The 17,103-nt window shown below is 65.0% G+C and carries 12 protein-coding genes; 8 read left to right on the forward strand and 4 right to left on the reverse strand.

Features of this window, described 5'->3' with window-relative positions; all coding sequences use genetic code 11:
- The first annotated feature begins 114 nt into the window (after positions 1 to 114).
- Positions 115 to 1,842 carry a ubiquinone-dependent pyruvate dehydrogenase gene (gene poxB, locus H4P35_RS13230; protein WP_226849371.1) on the forward strand — a complete coding sequence of 576 codons (1,728 nt, stop codon included), beginning with the start codon at positions 115 to 117 and terminating at the stop codon, positions 1,840 to 1,842.
- Between the two features lie 141 nt (positions 1,843 to 1,983).
- Positions 1,984 to 3,027, forward strand: a complete 1,044-nt coding sequence (locus tag H4P35_RS13235) for a DNA-binding protein (RefSeq protein ID WP_226849373.1) — start codon at positions 1,984 to 1,986, stop codon at positions 3,025 to 3,027.
- 29 nt (positions 3,028 to 3,056) lie between these two features.
- On the opposite strand, the gene H4P35_RS13240 is transcribed toward H4P35_RS13235, so the two are convergent.
- From H4P35_RS13240 to H4P35_RS13255, 4 genes are read right to left on the reverse strand one after another with little or no spacing between them, the layout of a single operon-like run.
- Positions 3,057 to 4,013: a response regulator transcription factor gene (locus H4P35_RS13240; RefSeq protein WP_226849374.1), complete on the reverse strand. Its 957-nt coding sequence runs from the start codon at positions 4,011 to 4,013 to the stop codon at positions 3,057 to 3,059.
- 35 nt (positions 4,014 to 4,048) lie between these two features.
- Complete coding sequence (locus tag H4P35_RS13245) at positions 4,049 to 7,318, reverse strand: hybrid sensor histidine kinase/response regulator (protein ID WP_226849375.1); 3,270 nt, start codon at positions 7,316 to 7,318, stop codon at positions 4,049 to 4,051.
- Between the two features lie 8 nt (positions 7,319 to 7,326).
- On the reverse strand, positions 7,327 to 8,544 hold the full coding sequence (locus H4P35_RS13250; protein ID WP_226849376.1) for an EAL domain-containing protein: 1,218 nt from the start codon (positions 8,542 to 8,544) through the stop codon (positions 7,327 to 7,329).
- Complete coding sequence (locus H4P35_RS13255; protein WP_226849379.1) at positions 8,541 to 11,381, reverse strand: ATP-binding protein; 2,841 nt, start codon at positions 11,379 to 11,381, stop codon at positions 8,541 to 8,543. The genes H4P35_RS13250 and H4P35_RS13255 overlap by 4 nt, the downstream gene beginning before the upstream one ends.
- Positions 11,382 to 11,518: 137 nt before the next feature.
- Between H4P35_RS13255 and H4P35_RS13260 the strand changes: the two genes are divergently transcribed.
- The 6 genes from H4P35_RS13260 (at position 11,519) to H4P35_RS13285 (ending at position 17,100) form a co-directional block, all read left to right on the forward strand.
- On the forward strand, positions 11,519 to 12,286 hold the full coding sequence (locus H4P35_RS13260; RefSeq protein WP_056317846.1) for a hypothetical protein: 768 nt from the start codon (positions 11,519 to 11,521) through the stop codon (positions 12,284 to 12,286).
- Between the two features lie 112 nt (positions 12,287 to 12,398).
- Positions 12,399 to 12,755, forward strand: a complete 357-nt coding sequence (locus tag H4P35_RS13265; RefSeq protein WP_152384452.1) for a hypothetical protein — start codon at positions 12,399 to 12,401, stop codon at positions 12,753 to 12,755.
- A gap of 183 nt (positions 12,756 to 12,938) precedes the next feature.
- Positions 12,939 to 14,015, forward strand: a complete 1,077-nt coding sequence (gene ydiK, locus H4P35_RS13270; RefSeq protein WP_255616289.1) for an AI-2E family transporter YdiK — start codon at positions 12,939 to 12,941, stop codon at positions 14,013 to 14,015.
- Between the two features lie 710 nt (positions 14,016 to 14,725).
- Entirely contained in the window at positions 14,726 to 15,433 is a 708-nt protein-coding gene (locus H4P35_RS13275; RefSeq protein ID WP_226849466.1) for an RNA pseudouridine synthase, read from the forward strand.
- The gene (locus tag H4P35_RS13280) at positions 15,433 to 16,632 is read left to right on the forward strand and encodes an LD-carboxypeptidase (RefSeq protein ID WP_370638969.1); all 1,200 of its coding nucleotides are present in this window, start codon (positions 15,433 to 15,435) and stop codon (positions 16,630 to 16,632) included. Before H4P35_RS13275 ends, H4P35_RS13280 begins: the two co-directional genes overlap by 1 nt.
- 123 nt (positions 16,633 to 16,755) lie before the next feature.
- Complete coding sequence (locus tag H4P35_RS13285; protein WP_062839481.1) at positions 16,756 to 17,100, forward strand: helix-turn-helix transcriptional regulator; 345 nt, start codon at positions 16,756 to 16,758, stop codon at positions 17,098 to 17,100.
- Positions 17,101 to 17,103: the final 3 nt, after the last annotated feature.

The following is a 17,103-nucleotide window of genomic DNA, read 5'->3' on the forward strand; positions in this document are numbered from 1 at the left end:
ATCGGCCAGGCGTGGCGCGCGGTGCTACGATCTCCCGCACGCAAGTCAACTTCCGGCGCTGAGGGCAGTCAGTAGCGGTAGCGTTCCCGGCGGCGGTTCTCCAAGGAGCCTTCCATGGCCGCAACCGTCGCAGATTTTCTTGTCAAAGTGCTTGCCGACGTCGGGGTACGTCGCATTTGGGGCGTGACCGGCGACAGTCTCAATGGACTGAACGATAGCCTTCGGCGGCTTGGCGGAATCGAATGGATGCACACCCGGCACGAAGAGACCGCCGCATTCGCCGCAGGCGCGGAAGCAGCCGTCACCGGATCGCTGGCCGTATGCGCAGGCAGTTGCGGTCCGGGCAATCTGCATCTGATCAACGGATTGTTTGACTGCCAACGCAGCCGCCTTCCGGTCCTGGCCATTGCAGCCCACATTCCGTCCTCTGAAATCGGGTTGGGGTATTTCCAGGAGACGCATCCTCAGGAGCTCTTCAAGGAATGTGCTGAATTCGTCGAGCTGGTGTCAAACCCTGCGCAATTGCCAGGGGTGCTGGCACGTGCCATCAACACGGCGGTCGGCAGGCAGGGCGTGGCGGTCCTTGTGATCCCGGGTGATGTGGCGCTTGCTGCGGCGCCCGCCGATGCGCCCGCGTTCTGGCCCGCGCCGCCCGCGCGCGCGCACTTGCGTCCAGACGCGGCGGCCGTGCAGCAACTGGCCGGTCTGCTGAACGGGGCGCGAAAGGTGTCGATTCTGGCGGGCAGCGGCTGCGCCGGCAGCCACGACGCCGTGATCGCGCTGGCGCAGCGCCTCAAAGCGCCCATCATTCATGCGTTGCGCGGCAAGGAGCACGTCGAGTGGGACAACCCGTTCGATGTCGGCATGACCGGATTCATCGGCTTTTCGTCCGGATACCAAGCCATGGAAAACGCCGAGCTTCTGCTGATGCTGGGCACGGACTTTCCGTACCGGCCTTTCTATCCCAAACACGCAAAGATCGTCCAGATCGATCGCGACCCCGCCGCCCTCGGCCGGCGCGCGCCGTTGTCGTTGGGCATTGCCGCCGACGTCGGCGAAACCATCGCCGCGCTGCTTGACCAGCTTGACGAGCGTCAGGACCAGACATTCCTTGACGCTGCCCTCGATCATTACCGGCATGCACGCAAAGACCTCGACAGCCTCGCCGTGCCCGCGCCGGCGGGCAGGCCACTCCATCCGCAATACCTGGCGCACCGGGTCAACGCGCTCGCAAGCGAGGATGCGATCTTCGCGGTGGATGTCGGCACGCCCACCGTGTGGGCCGCGCGATATCTCTCCATGAATGGCAAGCGCCGGTTGCTGGGGTCGTTCAACCACGGCTCGATGGCCAACGCCATGCTTCAGGCCATCGGCGCCCAGGCGGCCGCGCCAGGCAGGCAGGTCATTTCGCTATCGGGCGACGGCGGATTCACCATGATGATGGGAGATTTCCTGTCCCTGTCCCAGTTGCAGCTGCCTGTGAAGATCGTCGTCTTCAACAACGGCGCGCTCGGCTTCGTCTCCATGGAAATGAAAGCGGAGGGCTTCCTGGATACCGGCACAGACCTCAAGAACCCCAATTTCGCGGCGATGGCCGAAGCCGTCGGCGTCCGGGGCATCCGGGTGGAATCGTCGGAAATGCTGGACGCCGCGCTGACGGAAGCGCTGGCGCACCCCGGTCCCGCGCTGGTCGACGTCGTGGTCTCGGCGCAAGAGCTGATCGTGCCACCCAAGATCAAGCTCGAGCAAGCCAAGGGATTTGGCCTGTACATGCTCAAAGCCATCATGAACGGCCGCGGCGATGAAGTCGTTGAACTTGCCCGGACGAATCTGGGACGTTGAGGGAAGGGTGGGGGTCGCAAAACGCGCGCTACGTATTAAATAATACGTATGCTGTATGATATATAACGTGTACGTAAATTAAGTCACGATAAGGTTCCATTATCGTGACTAATCAAACCCACCTCAGCGACGCAAATCATCATGGCCACTGGCATTACGGAATCGGACGTCTGGAGCGCTGCGGATGCGCTGTTGCTGGAGGGCGCCCGGCCCACCATCGAGCGAGTTCGTCAGAAAATCGGCCGGGGCTCACCCAATACCGTCAGTCCGCATCTGGAAACCTGGTTCCGCGCGCTGGGCGCTCGCATCCAGGATCCGCGTGCGTTTGCCGCACCCACCGCGGTACCGGACCCCATCGCCCAGGCGGCCACGCATTTCTGGGAAGCCGCGCTGGCGGCGGCCAGGGCTGAACAGGCTCGGGCGTATGAGGAACGATGGGAGGAATTGGCCAGGGAAGGGGAGCGGTTTGCCGCGCAAGCCGAACAGCTTGAACTGCGCGAGGCGCAGCTGATCGAGCGCGAAAAGCATCTGCAGGAAGCGCTGGAGGTCGCCAGGGCGCAATTGGCCACCACCGAAAACCGTCTGCAAGCCGCCGAAGCGCAATTGCGCCAACGGGACGCGGCGCTGGCCGCAACGCAAACCCGTCTGGAGGACGTCCGCGCCGCCAATAAGGCCTTGCTGGCCGACGCCGAGCAGGACCGCGACCGGCACGCGCAGGCGATTGCCGCCCTGGATGCGCGCCACGCTGCCCACGAGCGCCGCTGGCTGAACGAGCTGGATGCGGAGCGGGGTGCGGTTAAGCGCTTGCAGACCCGGCTGGACGCGTCGCTGGTTGCCGCCCAACAGCAGGCAGACCAGCTACGCGACGCGCTTGCCGCCGTTCAGGAGCGACAACGTGCGGCCGAGCAGCGAGCTGCCGCCCTTCAGGCACAGGCGCTGGCCGATCAGCGCGAACGGCATGCCGAGACTGTGGCGGCGGCCCAAGCGCTTCAAGCCAGCCAGGCGCGGGAATCGGATTTGGCGCAACGCCTGGCGGGCGCATCCGCGCAGGTGGATAGTCTGATGGCGCAGCTGAAATCCCGGGACGTCCAGTTCGGCGAACTGACGACACGTTTGCTGGCGATGCAAGCGTCGTCACACCCCACGCAGCCGGCGCACACACCTGAGCCGGCTCAACCCAAGTAATTCATGGCGCACCGCTTGGGGCGACCACATCAAGAGAACCCTTGTTCGTCCGCGTACCTGAGCAGTTCGGCGTTGGTTTCGATGTTCAGCTTGCGCATGGCCGATTGCTTTTGCGTGCCGATGGTGGCTACCGACCGGTGAAGGCGCTTTGCGATCTCTGTCACGGACAGGCCTTGCGCAAACATTCGGACCACTTCAAGTTCTTTGGGCGACAGCCCTTTTGTTCTGCCGGCGCGTCCCATCGTCACGTCATTCTGGCTGAGCCGCTGGCCGATGCTGTTGGACAGGATGGGGCCGCTTTCAGTCAGCGCGCGGATGCATATCGACACCAGCTCGTCGATGGGCTCTTCCTTGCTGACGATGCCCGTTACGCCCACCTGGCGAAGCTGGTTCAGGATGCCACTGTTGGACAGCATCGTGAAGACGACGATGGGAATTTCCGGAAACAGGCGTTGCAGACGTTCGATGAGCCGCAAGCCGTCTTCATCACCAGACCGGGCGGCCATTGAAAAGTCGGTGACGATGAGATGGCAGGGATGGTCCTGCACCGCAGTGACCAGTTCGAGTCCCGAGCGCGCGGTGGCGACGACCGTGAAACCGGGCACCTCATTCAGGGAATCCGCAAGCGCAAGAGAAATGATGGGATGATCGTCGGCGACGATGATTCGCACATCCTGGTCAGACGAAAGCTTCATCATGGACCCGCCATCGCGTTGATGTTCGAATGCACCTGGTGATTCCTCGTGTCCGGCTTGCGATGCCGCAGGGGGAAGCCGTTCCTTGGCTGGCCCCACCAGGCTAAGGGCGCCAGGATTTTCGATACTTCCGTCGGTGACCATTTTATGTTCAAACTCCACTGAAAAGGCGAGCAGAAGCGGTTGGGCTGCAGGCTGAATGGGCGTGAGGCAGTCGGGCGGGGAAAGAGATAAAGCCGCTGAATCTACCTTCGGATCGTCAACCGATACATCGATAAGCTTCGAAAGCAAGCCGGCCCAAGGCCAATAAGCGGACGGAATGAAGGCTAGATTTCCGCCAAGGTGTTGCGCAGCAGTTGCACCACCGCGTGACCCTCGGCCTGTGCCACGGCATCCAGACCCGTGCCGCGCAGCAAGTCTTCCAGCGCCTCCAGCCGTTCCGTGATCGCCGTCATCTGCATGACGCTCAACGCGCCTCGCATGCGGTGCAAGGTGCGGCCCAGCAGACGCTGGTCGTTGATTTCAAGGGCCCGCACCATCTGCGTGACGTCCGCCTCCATCGTGCTGATGAACAACGCGCGGTACTTTTCCGGCACGGCAGGCTCGGGTTCCGGTTGGCGCGTGGCGCGCGGCTGCGCTGCGGCTTCGGTCGCGTCGGCCGGCTGCGCGCCGCTTCCCTGCAGATGCCGCCGCAGCGTGGAAAGGCTGATGGGCTTGACGAGCCACGACGTCATGCCGGCCGCGAGGCACCGTTCCTCTTCTTCGCGCATGGCATTGGCGGTCACGCCGATGACGGGAACGGTGGCGCCCTGGGCCCGCAACGCCTGGACGAGCTCATAGCCATTCATGCGCGGCATGTTCACGTCGGTCAGCACGACGTCGAAGCGGGCAAGCCCCCACAGCATCAGCGCCTCGGCGCCGTCGGACGCCAGCGTGACCTCGCAGCCCAGTTGCTCCAGCTGATGTTGCAGGGTGGCCTGGTTGATCGGGTTGTCTTCGGCGACGAGAATGGACAATCCCAGCGGGGTATACGCGCCGCTGTCGGCGTCCCCGGGCAAGGCGACTTCACCGCGAACCGCCGCCAACATGCCGGCGGCGATGTGCTCGACGCTGGCGATCACCTTGACGGTCCGCGCGGTGGGCGGCTTGCCGCTTGCGCTGGCCAGCACATGGTGGCCGGGCCAGTCCGCCAGGTTGGCGCCTCCGGTGTAAAGCACGTCGACCAGGATGTCGTCCGGCGTGCCGGCGGGCAAGGGAGCGCTCGCGGGGGCCGCGGCGGCGCCCCAGCGCTTGAGCCATTGGCGGACGTTGTCGGACAGTTCGTGGTGCGGGCTGCGAACGTACACGTTCATGCCGCTCAGGTCGGGCGGGCTGGCAGCCTGGCCGGCGGCCACTGACAAAGGCAAATCCAGCGAAAAGCTACTGCCCAGGCCAAGTTCGCTGGTGACGCGGATGCTGGTGCCCATCAGACCGGCCAGCCGCGCGCATATCGACAGGCCGATGCCGGCGCCGCGCACCGTGTGCGAGCCGCTGTCGATCTGATAGAAGGGAACGAACAACTGCGCCTGGCCCTCCTTGGGGATTCCGATGCCCGTGTCGACCACTTGCAGCCGCAGATGCGTCTTGCCGTCCAGCACGTGACCCACCGTCAGGCGGACGATCACGTGCCCGGAGTCGCTGAACTTGATGGCGTTGCTGAGCAGGTTGCTGAGGATCTGGCGGATGCGCACGGGGTCGCCGGTCATCCAGTCAGGCACGTCAACGTCCACACTGCAAAACAGCAGCAGCCCCTTCTGTTCGGCCATCGCCGCGTAGGCGTTGGTGCATTCCTCGACCAGTTCGCGCGGATTGAAGTCCGAATACTCCAGCGCTAGCTGCCCGGCTTCGATCTTGGTGATGTCCAGGACATCGCTGATGAGCTGCAAGAGGATCGCGGACGAGCTTTGCATGCGCTCCAGGTGCTGCCGCTGTTCCTCGTCCAGCGCGGTAAGGCTCATGAGCTGCAGCGTACCCAGCACGCCATACAGCGGGGTCCGGATCTCGTGGCTCATTGTGGCCAGGAAAGTCGATTTGGCTTCGTTGGCCTTGTCCGCCTCGCGCTTGGCGTCCGTCAGGGCCTGCTCGATGACGGCCCGGGCGCTGATGTCGGAAAAGGCGCACAGCACGACGTCCTGGTTGTTGTAGCGCGTGGGTGCGTAGGCGACGTACAACGGACGTCCGTCCGTGGCCTCGAAACTGGCGATGGTGCCCGGTCCCGTCGCGCCCAGGACTTGCCGCAGAAAGAGGTTGGTCTTGGGTGAATTGTCCAGTTCGCGGCCGGGCTCGGCGCCCAGCCATTGAAGCGCGAGACTATTGCCGAACACCACCTGTCCCATCGGCCGCGCCAGCACGCACAGCGCCACGGGTGCGGTTTCAATCAATGTACGGCTGAATTCTTCCTTTTCGACGATGTCGCGCTGCGCATTGGACGCCGGCGCAATGACATGACGACTGTACCATCGCGAGGACACGATGCCGGCGCCAAGACTGAGCAGGAGCAGCAGGCCCGCGATGGCCGGCAGCCACAGGTTGTCCTGGAAAAACGCGCCATAGCTGATGCGATACGTGCCCGTCCACACGCCGGAGGGATCCGTGACACGCAGCACGATGCCGTCTGCTGTGTATTCGAGCCCATCCCGGGACGCTGCCGGGCCCGGCGCCTCGCCCAGCAACAGGCCTTCATCGCGGTGGGTCAGCCAGAATCCGCCATGCAGCGGCTTGCGCAGCGTCTTTTCGAAGATGTTGATCCGCTCGTGGTTGAATTGCGTGGTGGCGTACACAGCCGACGTCCTGCCTTGTGCCGTGGACCAGACCGACTGCGGCATGTCGGCATAAATGATGCCCAGCATGCTGCCGGACAGCGCTTCCGAGCGGAACCAATGCACGCGGCCGGTTCCTGGCAGTTCGCGGTGGCTGGGAAGGTCCTGGTCGATAAGGCGTTGTCGCACTGTCTGCAGGCGGCGCAGTTCGGTCCTGACGGCGTCCGTCACCGCCAGGAATGCGGCGGCGCTCAGCCGGTCATACCCCGACACGGCGTCCACGGCAGGCACGCTCATGCTGATGCTGTCCGCCTGGTTGACCAGAAATACCGTGGAAGCCGGGTAGTAGGATGCGGCCCAGAAGCTGGAGTAGAAGTCGGCCAGGAATTCGCCGAGGTTGGCGAGCCGGCGGCCTGCCGTGGGACAGTCCGTGGCCTGCTCGCACGCTAGCGAAAACGCCATTTCCGCATAGGTGTGCTGGCCTTCGAAGATCTGCATGCCGAAGCGTTCCGGCACCTCGGTCGCGTGCAGATTGATGGTGGTCGATAGGCTTTCTTCGGGAAGGGATGCGTTATGCGCGCGCAGCCTGCCCAGGAATTGCTCCTGCGCCTGGATGTACCCGACCAGTATGGAGAAATCGAGCTTCAGGCGGTCACGCTCCTGGTCGACGATGCGATTCAAACCCCAATAGAGCGCGCCGATCAGGATCAGCGCAAAGGGAAGGATGCCGAAGAGCGCGAAGTTCAACCAGCGCGAGGTGCGAGTGATTCGGGCAAACGGAGTGTCCGGCTTACGCATGGTCGGCCTTACCGCGCGGGCGGAGTCATGGCGCGCCGCTCTCGGGCGAGAAGCTGGCTGAAGCCGTCAGTGTCCACCGCGGCCGAAATGAGGAATCCTTGGGCGCAGTGGCAACCGATCTGGCGCAGGAACTCGAGGTCGGAGGCCGTTTCGACGCCCTCGGCCGTGACCTGAAGCCCCAATTGCCGGCCCAACTGCACGGACGACCTGAGAGCCGCCGCCTGGCTTTCGTCGCTGGCGGCGCCGCTGACAAAGGCGCGATCGATCTTCAGTTCAGTGAACGGGGTCGAAATCAGGCTGTACATGGAGCTGTAACCTCGGCCAAAGTCGTCTTGTGCCAACCCGAAACCTTTCAGGCGTAACCGGCTGGCGCCCATATAGTATTGGCCTTGTGCCGTCGTTGTCTCGTCCTCGAGCAATTCGAATGTGACTTCCGACGGCGCCACCCCGCGGGTCAACACCATGTCTTCGAGTTCGTCGGGTAGATCCGGGTCGTCCAGGAACTGCGTGGGCAGGTTGACCGAGACCGGGACGCGAAAGCCTTGCTGCCCCCACTGCAAGTGCCCGTGCAGCGCGTCTTGCAGGATTTGCCGCAGCAGCGCCTTGTCCAGCCCCAGGCGGCGGATGGCGGGAAGAAAGGCGCCGGGCGACAGGCATCCCAGTTCGGGGTGCAGCCATCGCGCCAGCGCCTCGGCCCCCACGAAGCGCCCGGTGGCCAGCGACTGCTTGGGCTGAAACCAGGCCTGCAACTGTCCGTGGTGCAGCGCGTGTTCCAGGGCAGTGCGGTCCGAGGCGGGCCCGGTCCCGGGGCGGCCCGGCATTGACTGCTGGCGGTCCCGGCACAGTTGGCTGGCCAATTGGCTGGCGTCGTGCACGGTGAAAGGCTTGCAAAAGGTGCCCAGCACGTCCAGACCCTTTTCCCGTGCCATCAAGGCGACACTTTCGATGAGGCGCCGCAGGCAGGCCGATACGATTGCCAGCGCGGGCGCGCGGTGCTGCCTGGCGAGCCGGTCTATGAATTGCACGCCATCCATGCCGGCCATGTTCAGGTCGATCAGGACCAGGTGATATGCCTGCAGCTCGGTCTTGGCCAGGGCGGTCTCGGCACACGATGCCACGTCCGCCTGCCCGAATCCGGCCGCTGCCAGCTGATCTGCCAGATGGACGCATTGCAGCGGATGGTCGTCCACGATCAGGACCCTGTACTCGGACAGCGTTTTGGTCATGCGGCTTCCTTCAGGGTCATCAACGCCTTGCACAGCGCCGAAATGGGCAGCGGCTTGAGCAGCACGGTCGTCATGCCGGCTTCAGCGCTGCGCCGCAGGTCTTCCGTGAATGCGCTGGCGGTGATGCCCACGATCGGCCGGGTGTAGCCCTGGCTGCGCAGCGTGCGGGTGAGCGCGTAGCCGTCCAGTTCGGGCATCTGCAGGTCCGTCAGGATGGCGTCGAAATCAGGAAGTTCGGGCAGCGCCAATGCGTCGTTGCCGTCTGCCGCCAGGACGACGGTGCAGCCCAGATGTTCCAGCTGTTCTCGAAGGATCTGCCGGCTGACCGGGTTGTCCTCGACGACCAGCAGGAGCATGTCGAGCGAATCGCAAGATGCCGGGGGGGCAGGGGGCGCCTTCGTGACGGCGCTGTCCTGTGCAAGGCGGACGGCGCCGACGATGCTGGCCAGACTATGACTGTCGGCGGTCCAGCTGTTGGTCGCCGGCTGCGGCTTGATGCCCGGCGGATGCGCAATGACCCGGGCTCCGCGCCAGGCTGCTGGAATGAAGTCCCGGGACCATGTTTCCACCAGCACGCTGCCTTCGCGCTGGCCATGCAGCGCGTCCTTGAACGGCATGGCCAGGGCGCCGCAATGCCGCAGCCACTGGCACAGATTGGTGACCACCTCGTTGTTGGCGCCCCTTACGAATACGGGCCGGGGATCCAGCCGGACGCCCATTTCCGGTTGCGCGCCGCCGACGCGCGGCAGGGTCAGGACGAGCGACATGCTGGTGCCCAGGCCGGGCTCGCTGACCGCGCTGAGCGTGCCGTTCATCATCTCTGACAGCCGCCGGCATATGGCTAGCCCAAGGCCGGTGCCGGGCACGTTCTGGTTGGGCTCGCCTTCGGCGCGGAAGTAGGGTTCGAAGAGCCGCGCGTGGTGCTTTGCAGAGATGCCCATGCCGGTATCGGCCACCTGGAACTTCAGGGTCGCACACTGCGCGTCCTGGCTGAGCGTCTGAAGGCGCAATACCACCTGCCCCGAACTGGTGTACTTGATGGCGTTGTTGACGAGGTTGTTCAGGATTTGCCGTACGCGCATCGCGTCGCCCAGGACCAGCGGCGGGGATGTCACGTCGGCCAGGGCATACAGGTGCAGACCCTTGGCTTCGGCGCGCGCCCCGTAGGTGCCGATGACGCTGTCCAGCATCTGAACGGGCGAGAATTCCGCGGTTTCGAGCGTCAGGTAGCCGGCCTCGATGCGCGACAGGTCGAGCGTATCGTTGATGGAGCTCAGCAGGCTTGCCGAGGACTGCTGCATGGTTTCCAGGTATTGCTGCTGCTGTCTGTCCATAGTGGTCAGGCCCAGCAGTTCGAGCGTGCCGAGAATGCCGAACAGGGGTGTTCGGATCTCGTGGCTCATGGTGGTCAGGAACACCGTCTTGGCGTGATTGGCGGCGTCTGCGTGCAGCTTGGCCTGGGTGATGGACTGCTCGACCCGCTTGAATGCGGTGACATCGTTGATGCCGCAGAGGATGACGTCCTCGGCGTGATAAGTGATTGGCGCGAATGTCAGGTACAGGCAACGCCCGTCGTTCAGGACGTATTCGCGGTCGGCGCTGAAGTCGTTTTCTGAGAGCAGGCGGGACAGCAGCCCGGCATCGCCCAGCAGCCAGTCCTTGGCAAGTTCGTTCGCCAGCAGCGGTCTGCCATCGGCGCGGCGCAACAGGCACAGTCCCACGGGCGCGACTTCGACCAGCTTGCGATTCAGGGAGACGCTATCGGCAAGGGCTTCGTATTGCCGCAGGGCCGGGGCGACGAGTTTCTTGCGGATGTGGCGGATACCGAAAATGACGGCCGCAAAGAGCAGACAGGCGCCGCCAAGTATTGCCTGGATGGCGAACGCCATGTCGCCCAGGATGCGGCTGATGGGCGTGTAGTAGACAAGCCGCCAGCCCGCTTCACCCACGGACTTGCTGAGGACGACGAAGCGGGGCAAAAGACCCGGCCCCCACCAGCCGAATGCGTCTTCCCGGCCGCCGTAACGGCTAAGGCCGGCCAGCACCTGCGGGTCGGCGGGGCTGTGCAGGACAGGCGCGTCGTGCTGGTCGTGCAGGATGTAGTTGCCCCCGCGAAGCGAGGACAGGTCGATGGCCTCGTCGAGGTCGCCGAGTTCCAGGCCGATCCATCCGGCGCGCGGCGTGTTGGGGTCGATGGGGGTGTACAGGTAGAGCGGGTTGGCGTTGTGCGTCGACGGCTTCAACCAGGTGATGGCGGTGCGCCGGTCGTGCGCCGCGCCGGGATCGGCCGCCGCCAGCGCCCGAGCGATCCAGGTTTGTTCGTCGGCACCCAGCTGGGGGATGCGGGCAGGCCCGTGCGCCGGGGGCCGGGCAGGGCGCGGCGCGACGTACGTGGTCTGGCCGTTGCGGCCGGAGGTGAACAGCAGACGGGTATGTGCGAAGGCGATGTCGTCAAGGACGCGGGGCGTGAGGATCAGCGCCCAATCGTAGACGTTTGGGGCTTCGTGTAGCGGAAACACCTTGATCTGACCCGTGTTGCCGAAGTGCGCTGGGGTGTCGGAGGCGGGCGCGGCATCGGTGTTGCGCACCAGGCTGGAAGCCAGCGACCGGAGCAGCGCCTCGCGCTGGTCGAAGAAGATCTGCGCGTTGTACGCGGCGGCGTTCATTTGCCGGCGGTACGTGGAAGCGGTGCTGGTAAAGGACCAGTACAGCAGAAATACGGCCGCCGCCGCGATGCAGGCCAACAGCGCAGCGGCGAAGAGATGCAAGAGCAGCGTGGGAGCTCGGGGGACTGGCTGGACGTCTGGCGCGGGGGTCTTTGGATCCTTGATTGGCATGCGGCCATCGTAGGCATCGCGCTAGACGGCGGATATAAGAATATTTTGAAAATACGCCAACCCTGGGGCGCACTCGCCGCCTGAATCGTACTTTTTCGATTGGTTTATGAATTTGCCATCCATAGACTCATCGACTTATGAACGCTATCAACCTGGCCGAATCCGCCACCCTCGTCAGCGAGCCGTTACGCATCCAACCTGTCCTGGACGCCAAAGGCGTCGTTCGCGAAATGGCGCTGGTCGGCGGCCAAAGCTGGCACGGTCCCGCGCTGCTTGCCAACGCCGCCTCGGCCGACGCCCTGCGCCGCGCAGGTCGGGTCTTCCGGGCTGCAGGCTGCATGGCGCCACTGTCGATCGACCATCCGCTGAACGTCAACTCTGACATTCTGCTGCCCCGCCAGCTATGCGAAGACCTGCGCATTGGCGCCGTCGCGGGCGATCAACTGCGCGAAACCCCACAAGAATCGCATCCCAGCCTGCCGATCTACCCCTGCGGCAAAGTCACGTACAACGTTCCTCTTAGCGACCGCCTGGCGCACGGCGCCACGCTTTTTCATGGTTACCAGGAATTGCGGCCCGCGCTGCGCGTGCGTTTGCTGCCGTCGGCGCAAGCATCGTTCGGCACGCTTCGCGCCACGGGGCTGCGCGTCGGCATTCCCGAAGGCATCTGCACCCGCCGTCCCCTGCAAGAGCGCTTCTTCAGCCTGCTTGGGCAAGCGTCCCGCCAAGGCCTGAAGGTCCTGGCGCAGGACATCCGCAGAATCGAAGACTTCAACTGGCTGCGCGCGCAGCCCGACGTGCTGTTCCAGGGAGAGGCGCTATCCATCGCGCTAAGCCTGCAGTACGTGCAGGATTGGCTGACCAGCGCCGGTTCCAACTGGCGCGAATTTCAATTAGGGACATAGTCGCGCCCCATGGTTCTGCCCTAGAGCAGGGGGATTCATTCCCCGCGGATCCGTTCTCAAGCCCCAGACGGATCCGGTCTCAAGCCCACGGCGGATCCGATAAAATCCGCGCATGCTTCCCACTCAAGTCATTCTGGCGCTGCTGGTGCTACAGCTTGCGCTACTCATTCCCCTGGTTGCCGTGGCCATCCAGTTCGCGCGCTGGATTCATTGGTGCTTTCTTGCCGCTCCCGACACACGGGGAGAGCGCCCCCGGTTTACCGGACCCGTGCTGGCGCTTATCTTCAGCACCCTGGCCGCCACCGACTTCATCGGCTTCGAGCCATTCCCCACGCTGTCGCAACTGAATCCCGTGCCCGAGGGCGCTCGCGCCTACTTCACGGTGGCGATGCTGGCCCTCGCGGTCTGGTGCTGGGCATACTCCGGCGCAATCCGCAGCCGGTTTCGCGCGATGCTAGGGGCCTCGTAGCGTCTACCCACGTTTCCATTCAGATTCTGCGCGTTTTCGAATACATTCGATTCAGCGCGTTGGCTGGCACGGACGGGCGCCGCCGGTCCTCATCCACCGCGACCGGGGCGACAGCCTCGCCAGGAGGTTCGGGTGATACCACGCCAGTCCGTCGACATAGCCCGCATCCTGCTCGTCATCGTCATGCTGCTGGCTTTGATGATCGGCAGCCTGTACGTCCTTAGGCCCTTCCTGCCGGGCCTCATCTGGGCCACGACCATCGTGGTCGCTACTTGGCCGGTGCTGCTCTCCATCCAGCGGCGTTGCGGCGGCCGGCGCTGGCTGGCAACGGTGGCGATGCTTCTCATCCTGCTGTTCGTGATCGTGCTGCCGTTGTACCAGGCGATTTCGACGCTGGCGCTGCACGGCGGCACTATCATGGCGGCGGTCAAGCGCCTGCCCGATTATGCGTTGCTGGCGCCTCCGTCGTGGGTACACGGCATTCCGCTGGCGGGCCCGAGGATCGCCCTGGAGTGGCAGGCGCTTTCCGACGCCGGCGCCGGCGGCTTGCTGGCGCGCATCGAACCCTACCTGACCACCGCCGCGCACTGGTTGCTGGGCCACGCGGCGATCGTCGGCGTGTTCGTGATGCACATGCTGATCACGGTGATCATCGCCGGCATTCTGTACAGCAAGGGCGACGCCGCAGCGGACTTCGCGCTGCGGTTTTCCAACCGGCTGGCCGGCCCGCGTGGCGTGGCGGCAATCAAGCTTGCCGCGTCCGCGATCCGCGCGGTGGCGCTGGGCATCGTGGTCACGGCGGTGGTGCAATCGGCGCTGGGCGGCATTGGCCTGTGGATTGCCGGGGTGCCGGCGGCCGGCATTCTGACTGCCCTCATGGTGATGCTGTGCCTGGCCCAACTGGGACCGTTCCTGCCCATGCTGGGTGGCGTTGCCTGGCTGTTCCAGAACGACATGAAGCTGGCGGCCGCCGTGCTGCTGGTCTGGGCCATCGTGGTTGGCACCTTGGACAACCTGTTGCGGCCGCTGCTCATCAAGCGCGGCGTGAATCTGTCGATGCTGCTCATCCTGTCCGGCGTGCTGGGGGGCATGTTCGCCTTCGGCATCGTCGGGTTGTTCATTGGCCCGGTCATCCTGGCGGTGACGTCGACGCTGTTGAAGGCCTGGATCGACGAGGTGCCGCCGCCGATGCAGGCCGGTGCGCAGACGGCAGACTTGGAGCCGGAGCCGCCCGAGGGCCTTGGGCAGAAAAGGGCGTAACATCCGTCTCAAGGTGCGGGCCATGTGGCCCGCTTTTCGCAATACCCGGCAATACCGATGACCAAGCTTCTGATCGCGGCGCCCAAAGGCGCTTCTGACCCATTCCTTTACCGCTTCAATCCGCTGTGCCAGGAGGAGGGACGATGAGCAGCACCTTGCGTCCCACCAAACCCGGCACGCTCAGCCTGTCGTCCCGTCCGGCCAAGCGCGCCACGGGAACCCGCAGTGCTCGTCCGCCCAGGTCCGGGCCTTCCGCCCCCGCGGCGGGAACACCCCGCCGCGAGCCTTCCGCCACAAGCCCCAGCGAGGCCAAATCCGGCGTGAAACGCGCCACCGATCGGCCCGCCCGTCCGGCGGCGTCGACGCGGCCAGCGCGTTCCGCAAGCAACGCATCGGCCCGTCCTGCCACAACCGGCACAACCGGCCGCGCCAGCCCGCCGGCCAAGCCGGCTCGTTCTGCCCCAAGCGGCGGGACCGGCAGAGCGCAACTGCCGGTCGAGCCAGGGATGAAGCGCCGCGCCGCAAAGCCCGGCACCGGCGGCGCGGATAGCCGGCAAGGCAGCCGACCGGATCGTGCACCTCAAGGTCGTTCGCCCCAAGATCGCACGCCTAAAGATCGTGCGCCTAAAGATCGTTCGCCTCAAGCCAGCGCGAGGCCATCGCGTGGCCAGCGTCCCGCCCAAGCCCCCGCTGCCGCGAACTCCGAGCGGCTGGCCAAGCGGCTGGCCACGGAGCTGCCGTGTTCACGCGCAGATGCCGAGCGCTACATCGAAGGCGGCTGGGTCACGGTCAACGGCAAGGTGCAGGAAGAGCCCGGTTTGCGGGTCACGGCCTCGCAGACGGTCAGCCTGCTGCCCGGCGCCAAGCTGGAAGAGGGCCGTCCGGTCACCATCCTGATCCACAAGCCAGCGGGCATGTACGCTGACGACCAGCCTGGTTCGGCACGCGACCTGATCCTGCCCGAGAACCTGATGCCCGGCGACCGTTCCGGTCAGCGTTACTTGAAGCGCATGTTCAATGGACTCAAGCTGGTGACGCCGCTTGAGCGCGCGGCAAGCGGTCTGGTCGTGTACTCGCAGGAGTTCGCGGTGGCGCGCAAGCTCGTTGACGAAGGCCGACACGTCGAGCAGGAGTACGTCGCCCAGGTCGAAGGCCAGCTCAGCGAGGCCGATCTGGCCCGCATGCAGCGCGGCATGGCCTATGAGGGCCGCCCGGCCACCCCGATGAAGGTGAGCTGGCAAAACGAAAACCATCTGCGCTTTGCGCTGAAGTCGCCGATGCCCGGGTTTATTGAAGCGGTGTGCGAAGCGGCAGGCCTGCGCCTGCTGGCCCTGCGGCGGCTGCGGATCGGGCGTTTGCCGATGGCAGGCCTTGCGGCCGGGCAATGGCGCTACCGGCTGGAGTACGAGCGATTCTGATGCGCGGACCGACCAGCACCCCGTTCGCCAATCTCCTGAACCGGCCCAGTCCGGAATCCGGCTCGCACCAGGATGCCGGTCTGCCGGATGCCAGACGCCGGCGGATGCTGTTCAATGCTGGCGCCCTGTGTCTGTCGGGGCTTGGCCTGGCGGGCTGCGCCGGCGGCCGGAAAACGTCCTCGCCGGGTGCGCTGAACCGCCCCCCCGCGCCGCCGCCGTCGCACGCGAAACCCTCGGCCGCCCCCGTGCCGGCGTTGCGGCCGAGCGCGAAGGTTGCCATCGTGGCACCCGCATCCGCCGCGCCCAACGCCAGCGACCTTGCCGCGCAATGGCTCGAAGACCGGGGTTATTTTCCGGTGATCATGCCGGCGTCGCGCACCCGGCTCGACGCTCCGTATGAATACCTGGCGGGCACCGACGTACAGCGCCTGGATGACCTGCACGCGGCGTTCGCCGCGCCGGACATCGGCGCGGTGTGGTGCCTGCAAGGCGGTTTTGGCTCATGGCGCTTGCTGGACAGGCTCGATTACGGGCTGCTGCGCCAACATCCCAAGCCCTTCATCGGTTACAGCGACATCACGGCCTTGCATCTGGCCATGCAGCGCCACGCCGGTTTTGTCACGTTCCATGGGCCGATGCTGGCGCAGGATCTGGTGGCGGGCAAGGGCGAACCCACCGAGTCGCATCTGCTGGCGATGCTGAGCGGCCAGATCGGGGAGGGCGCGTGGATCCAGCCGCCGCCGGACAGCCGGGCCATGGAACTGGTGGCTGGCACCGCAAGCGGGCGGCTGGTGGGCGGCAACCTGGCGCTTATTGCCGCGCTGATCGGTTCCCGGCACGAGATCGACACGCGCGATTCGATTCTGTTTTTCGAAGACGTCAACGAGGCGCTGCCGCGCGTGGACCGGCTCTTGAGCCAACTTGCAGCCGCAGGCAAGTTCGACGGCGTCCAAGGTGTGATCGTGGGCAATTTCACCCGCATCATCGGGACGAATCTGGACGACGCGCAGGCGCAGAGCCTGCTGTATCCGCTGATACTCGAACAGTTCGGCGCTCGAGGCATTCCGGTGCTGGCTGGCTGGCCCAGTGGGCACGGCGATCCGAACCTGACCCTGCCGCTCGGGGCGCGCGTCACGTTGGACACCGCACGGGCAGGGTTGCGGCTGGATCAGGCAGTGATCCGTGCAACCGCTGGCTGAAGCGCTGAAATGCCTTATTAATAGCGCATAAGTTATATTTATGCGCTATTAATAGGTCACGAACTGGCCACGGATTGCCTCATTAATAGTGCATAAAGCCAATCATGGCGCTATTATTGCGGCATGAAAAAGAAAATCGAACCCAGTTTCGAGGCCGCCGAGGCTTTGGCTCGCCTGGGCGCGCACATCCGCACCGCGCGCCTTCGCCGCAATGAAACCGAAGCCATGCTGGCCAGCCGCATGGGCGTGTCGCGCGCCACCATCAACCGGCTGGAACGCGGCGATGGCGGCGTTTCCCTGGCGCTCGCCGTTGAAGCGTTGTTGCTGTACGGCTATGGAGACCAGGTGTTCGCATTGGGTGACCCTGACCTCGATGGCGTGGGCAAACGGCTTGACGCCATGCGCCGTCCCGCTCGGGGCAGCGGCAAGGCGCAGCATTCGCATCGCGCCGATCCGTCCAGCCTGTAACGC

This window comes from Achromobacter sp. 77 (genome assembly GCF_020541125.1).
Taxonomy (GTDB): domain Bacteria; phylum Pseudomonadota; class Gammaproteobacteria; order Burkholderiales; family Burkholderiaceae_B; genus Achromobacter; species Achromobacter mucicolens.

Excerpts from the sequence above, each read along its gene's own strand:
- ydiK (WP_255616289.1), top strand. The coding sequence starts at position 12,939 with ATGCTGCTGGCTTTGATGATCGGCAGCCTGTACGTCCTTAGGCCCTTC.
- H4P35_RS13245 (WP_226849375.1), bottom strand. The coding sequence starts at position 7,318 with ATGCGTAAGCCGGACACTCCGTTTGCCCGAATCACTCGCACCTCGCGC.
- H4P35_RS13265 (WP_152384452.1), top strand. The coding sequence starts at position 12,399 with ATGCTTCCCACTCAAGTCATTCTGGCGCTGCTGGTGCTACAGCTTGCG.
- H4P35_RS13280 (WP_370638969.1), top strand. The coding sequence starts at position 15,433 with ATGCGCGGACCGACCAGCACCCCGTTCGCCAATCTCCTGAACCGGCCC.
- H4P35_RS13285 (WP_062839481.1), top strand. The coding sequence starts at position 16,756 with ATGAAAAAGAAAATCGAACCCAGTTTCGAGGCCGCCGAGGCTTTGGCT.
- poxB (WP_226849371.1), top strand. The coding sequence starts at position 115 with ATGGCCGCAACCGTCGCAGATTTTCTTGTCAAAGTGCTTGCCGACGTC.
- H4P35_RS13250 (WP_226849376.1), bottom strand. The coding sequence starts at position 8,544 with ATGACCAAAACGCTGTCCGAGTACAGGGTCCTGATCGTGGACGACCAT.
- H4P35_RS13255 (WP_226849379.1), bottom strand. The coding sequence starts at position 11,381 with ATGCCAATCAAGGATCCAAAGACCCCCGCGCCAGACGTCCAGCCAGTC.
- H4P35_RS13235 (WP_226849373.1), top strand. The coding sequence starts at position 1,984 with ATGGCCACTGGCATTACGGAATCGGACGTCTGGAGCGCTGCGGATGCG.
- H4P35_RS13260 (WP_056317846.1), top strand. The coding sequence starts at position 11,519 with ATGAACGCTATCAACCTGGCCGAATCCGCCACCCTCGTCAGCGAGCCG.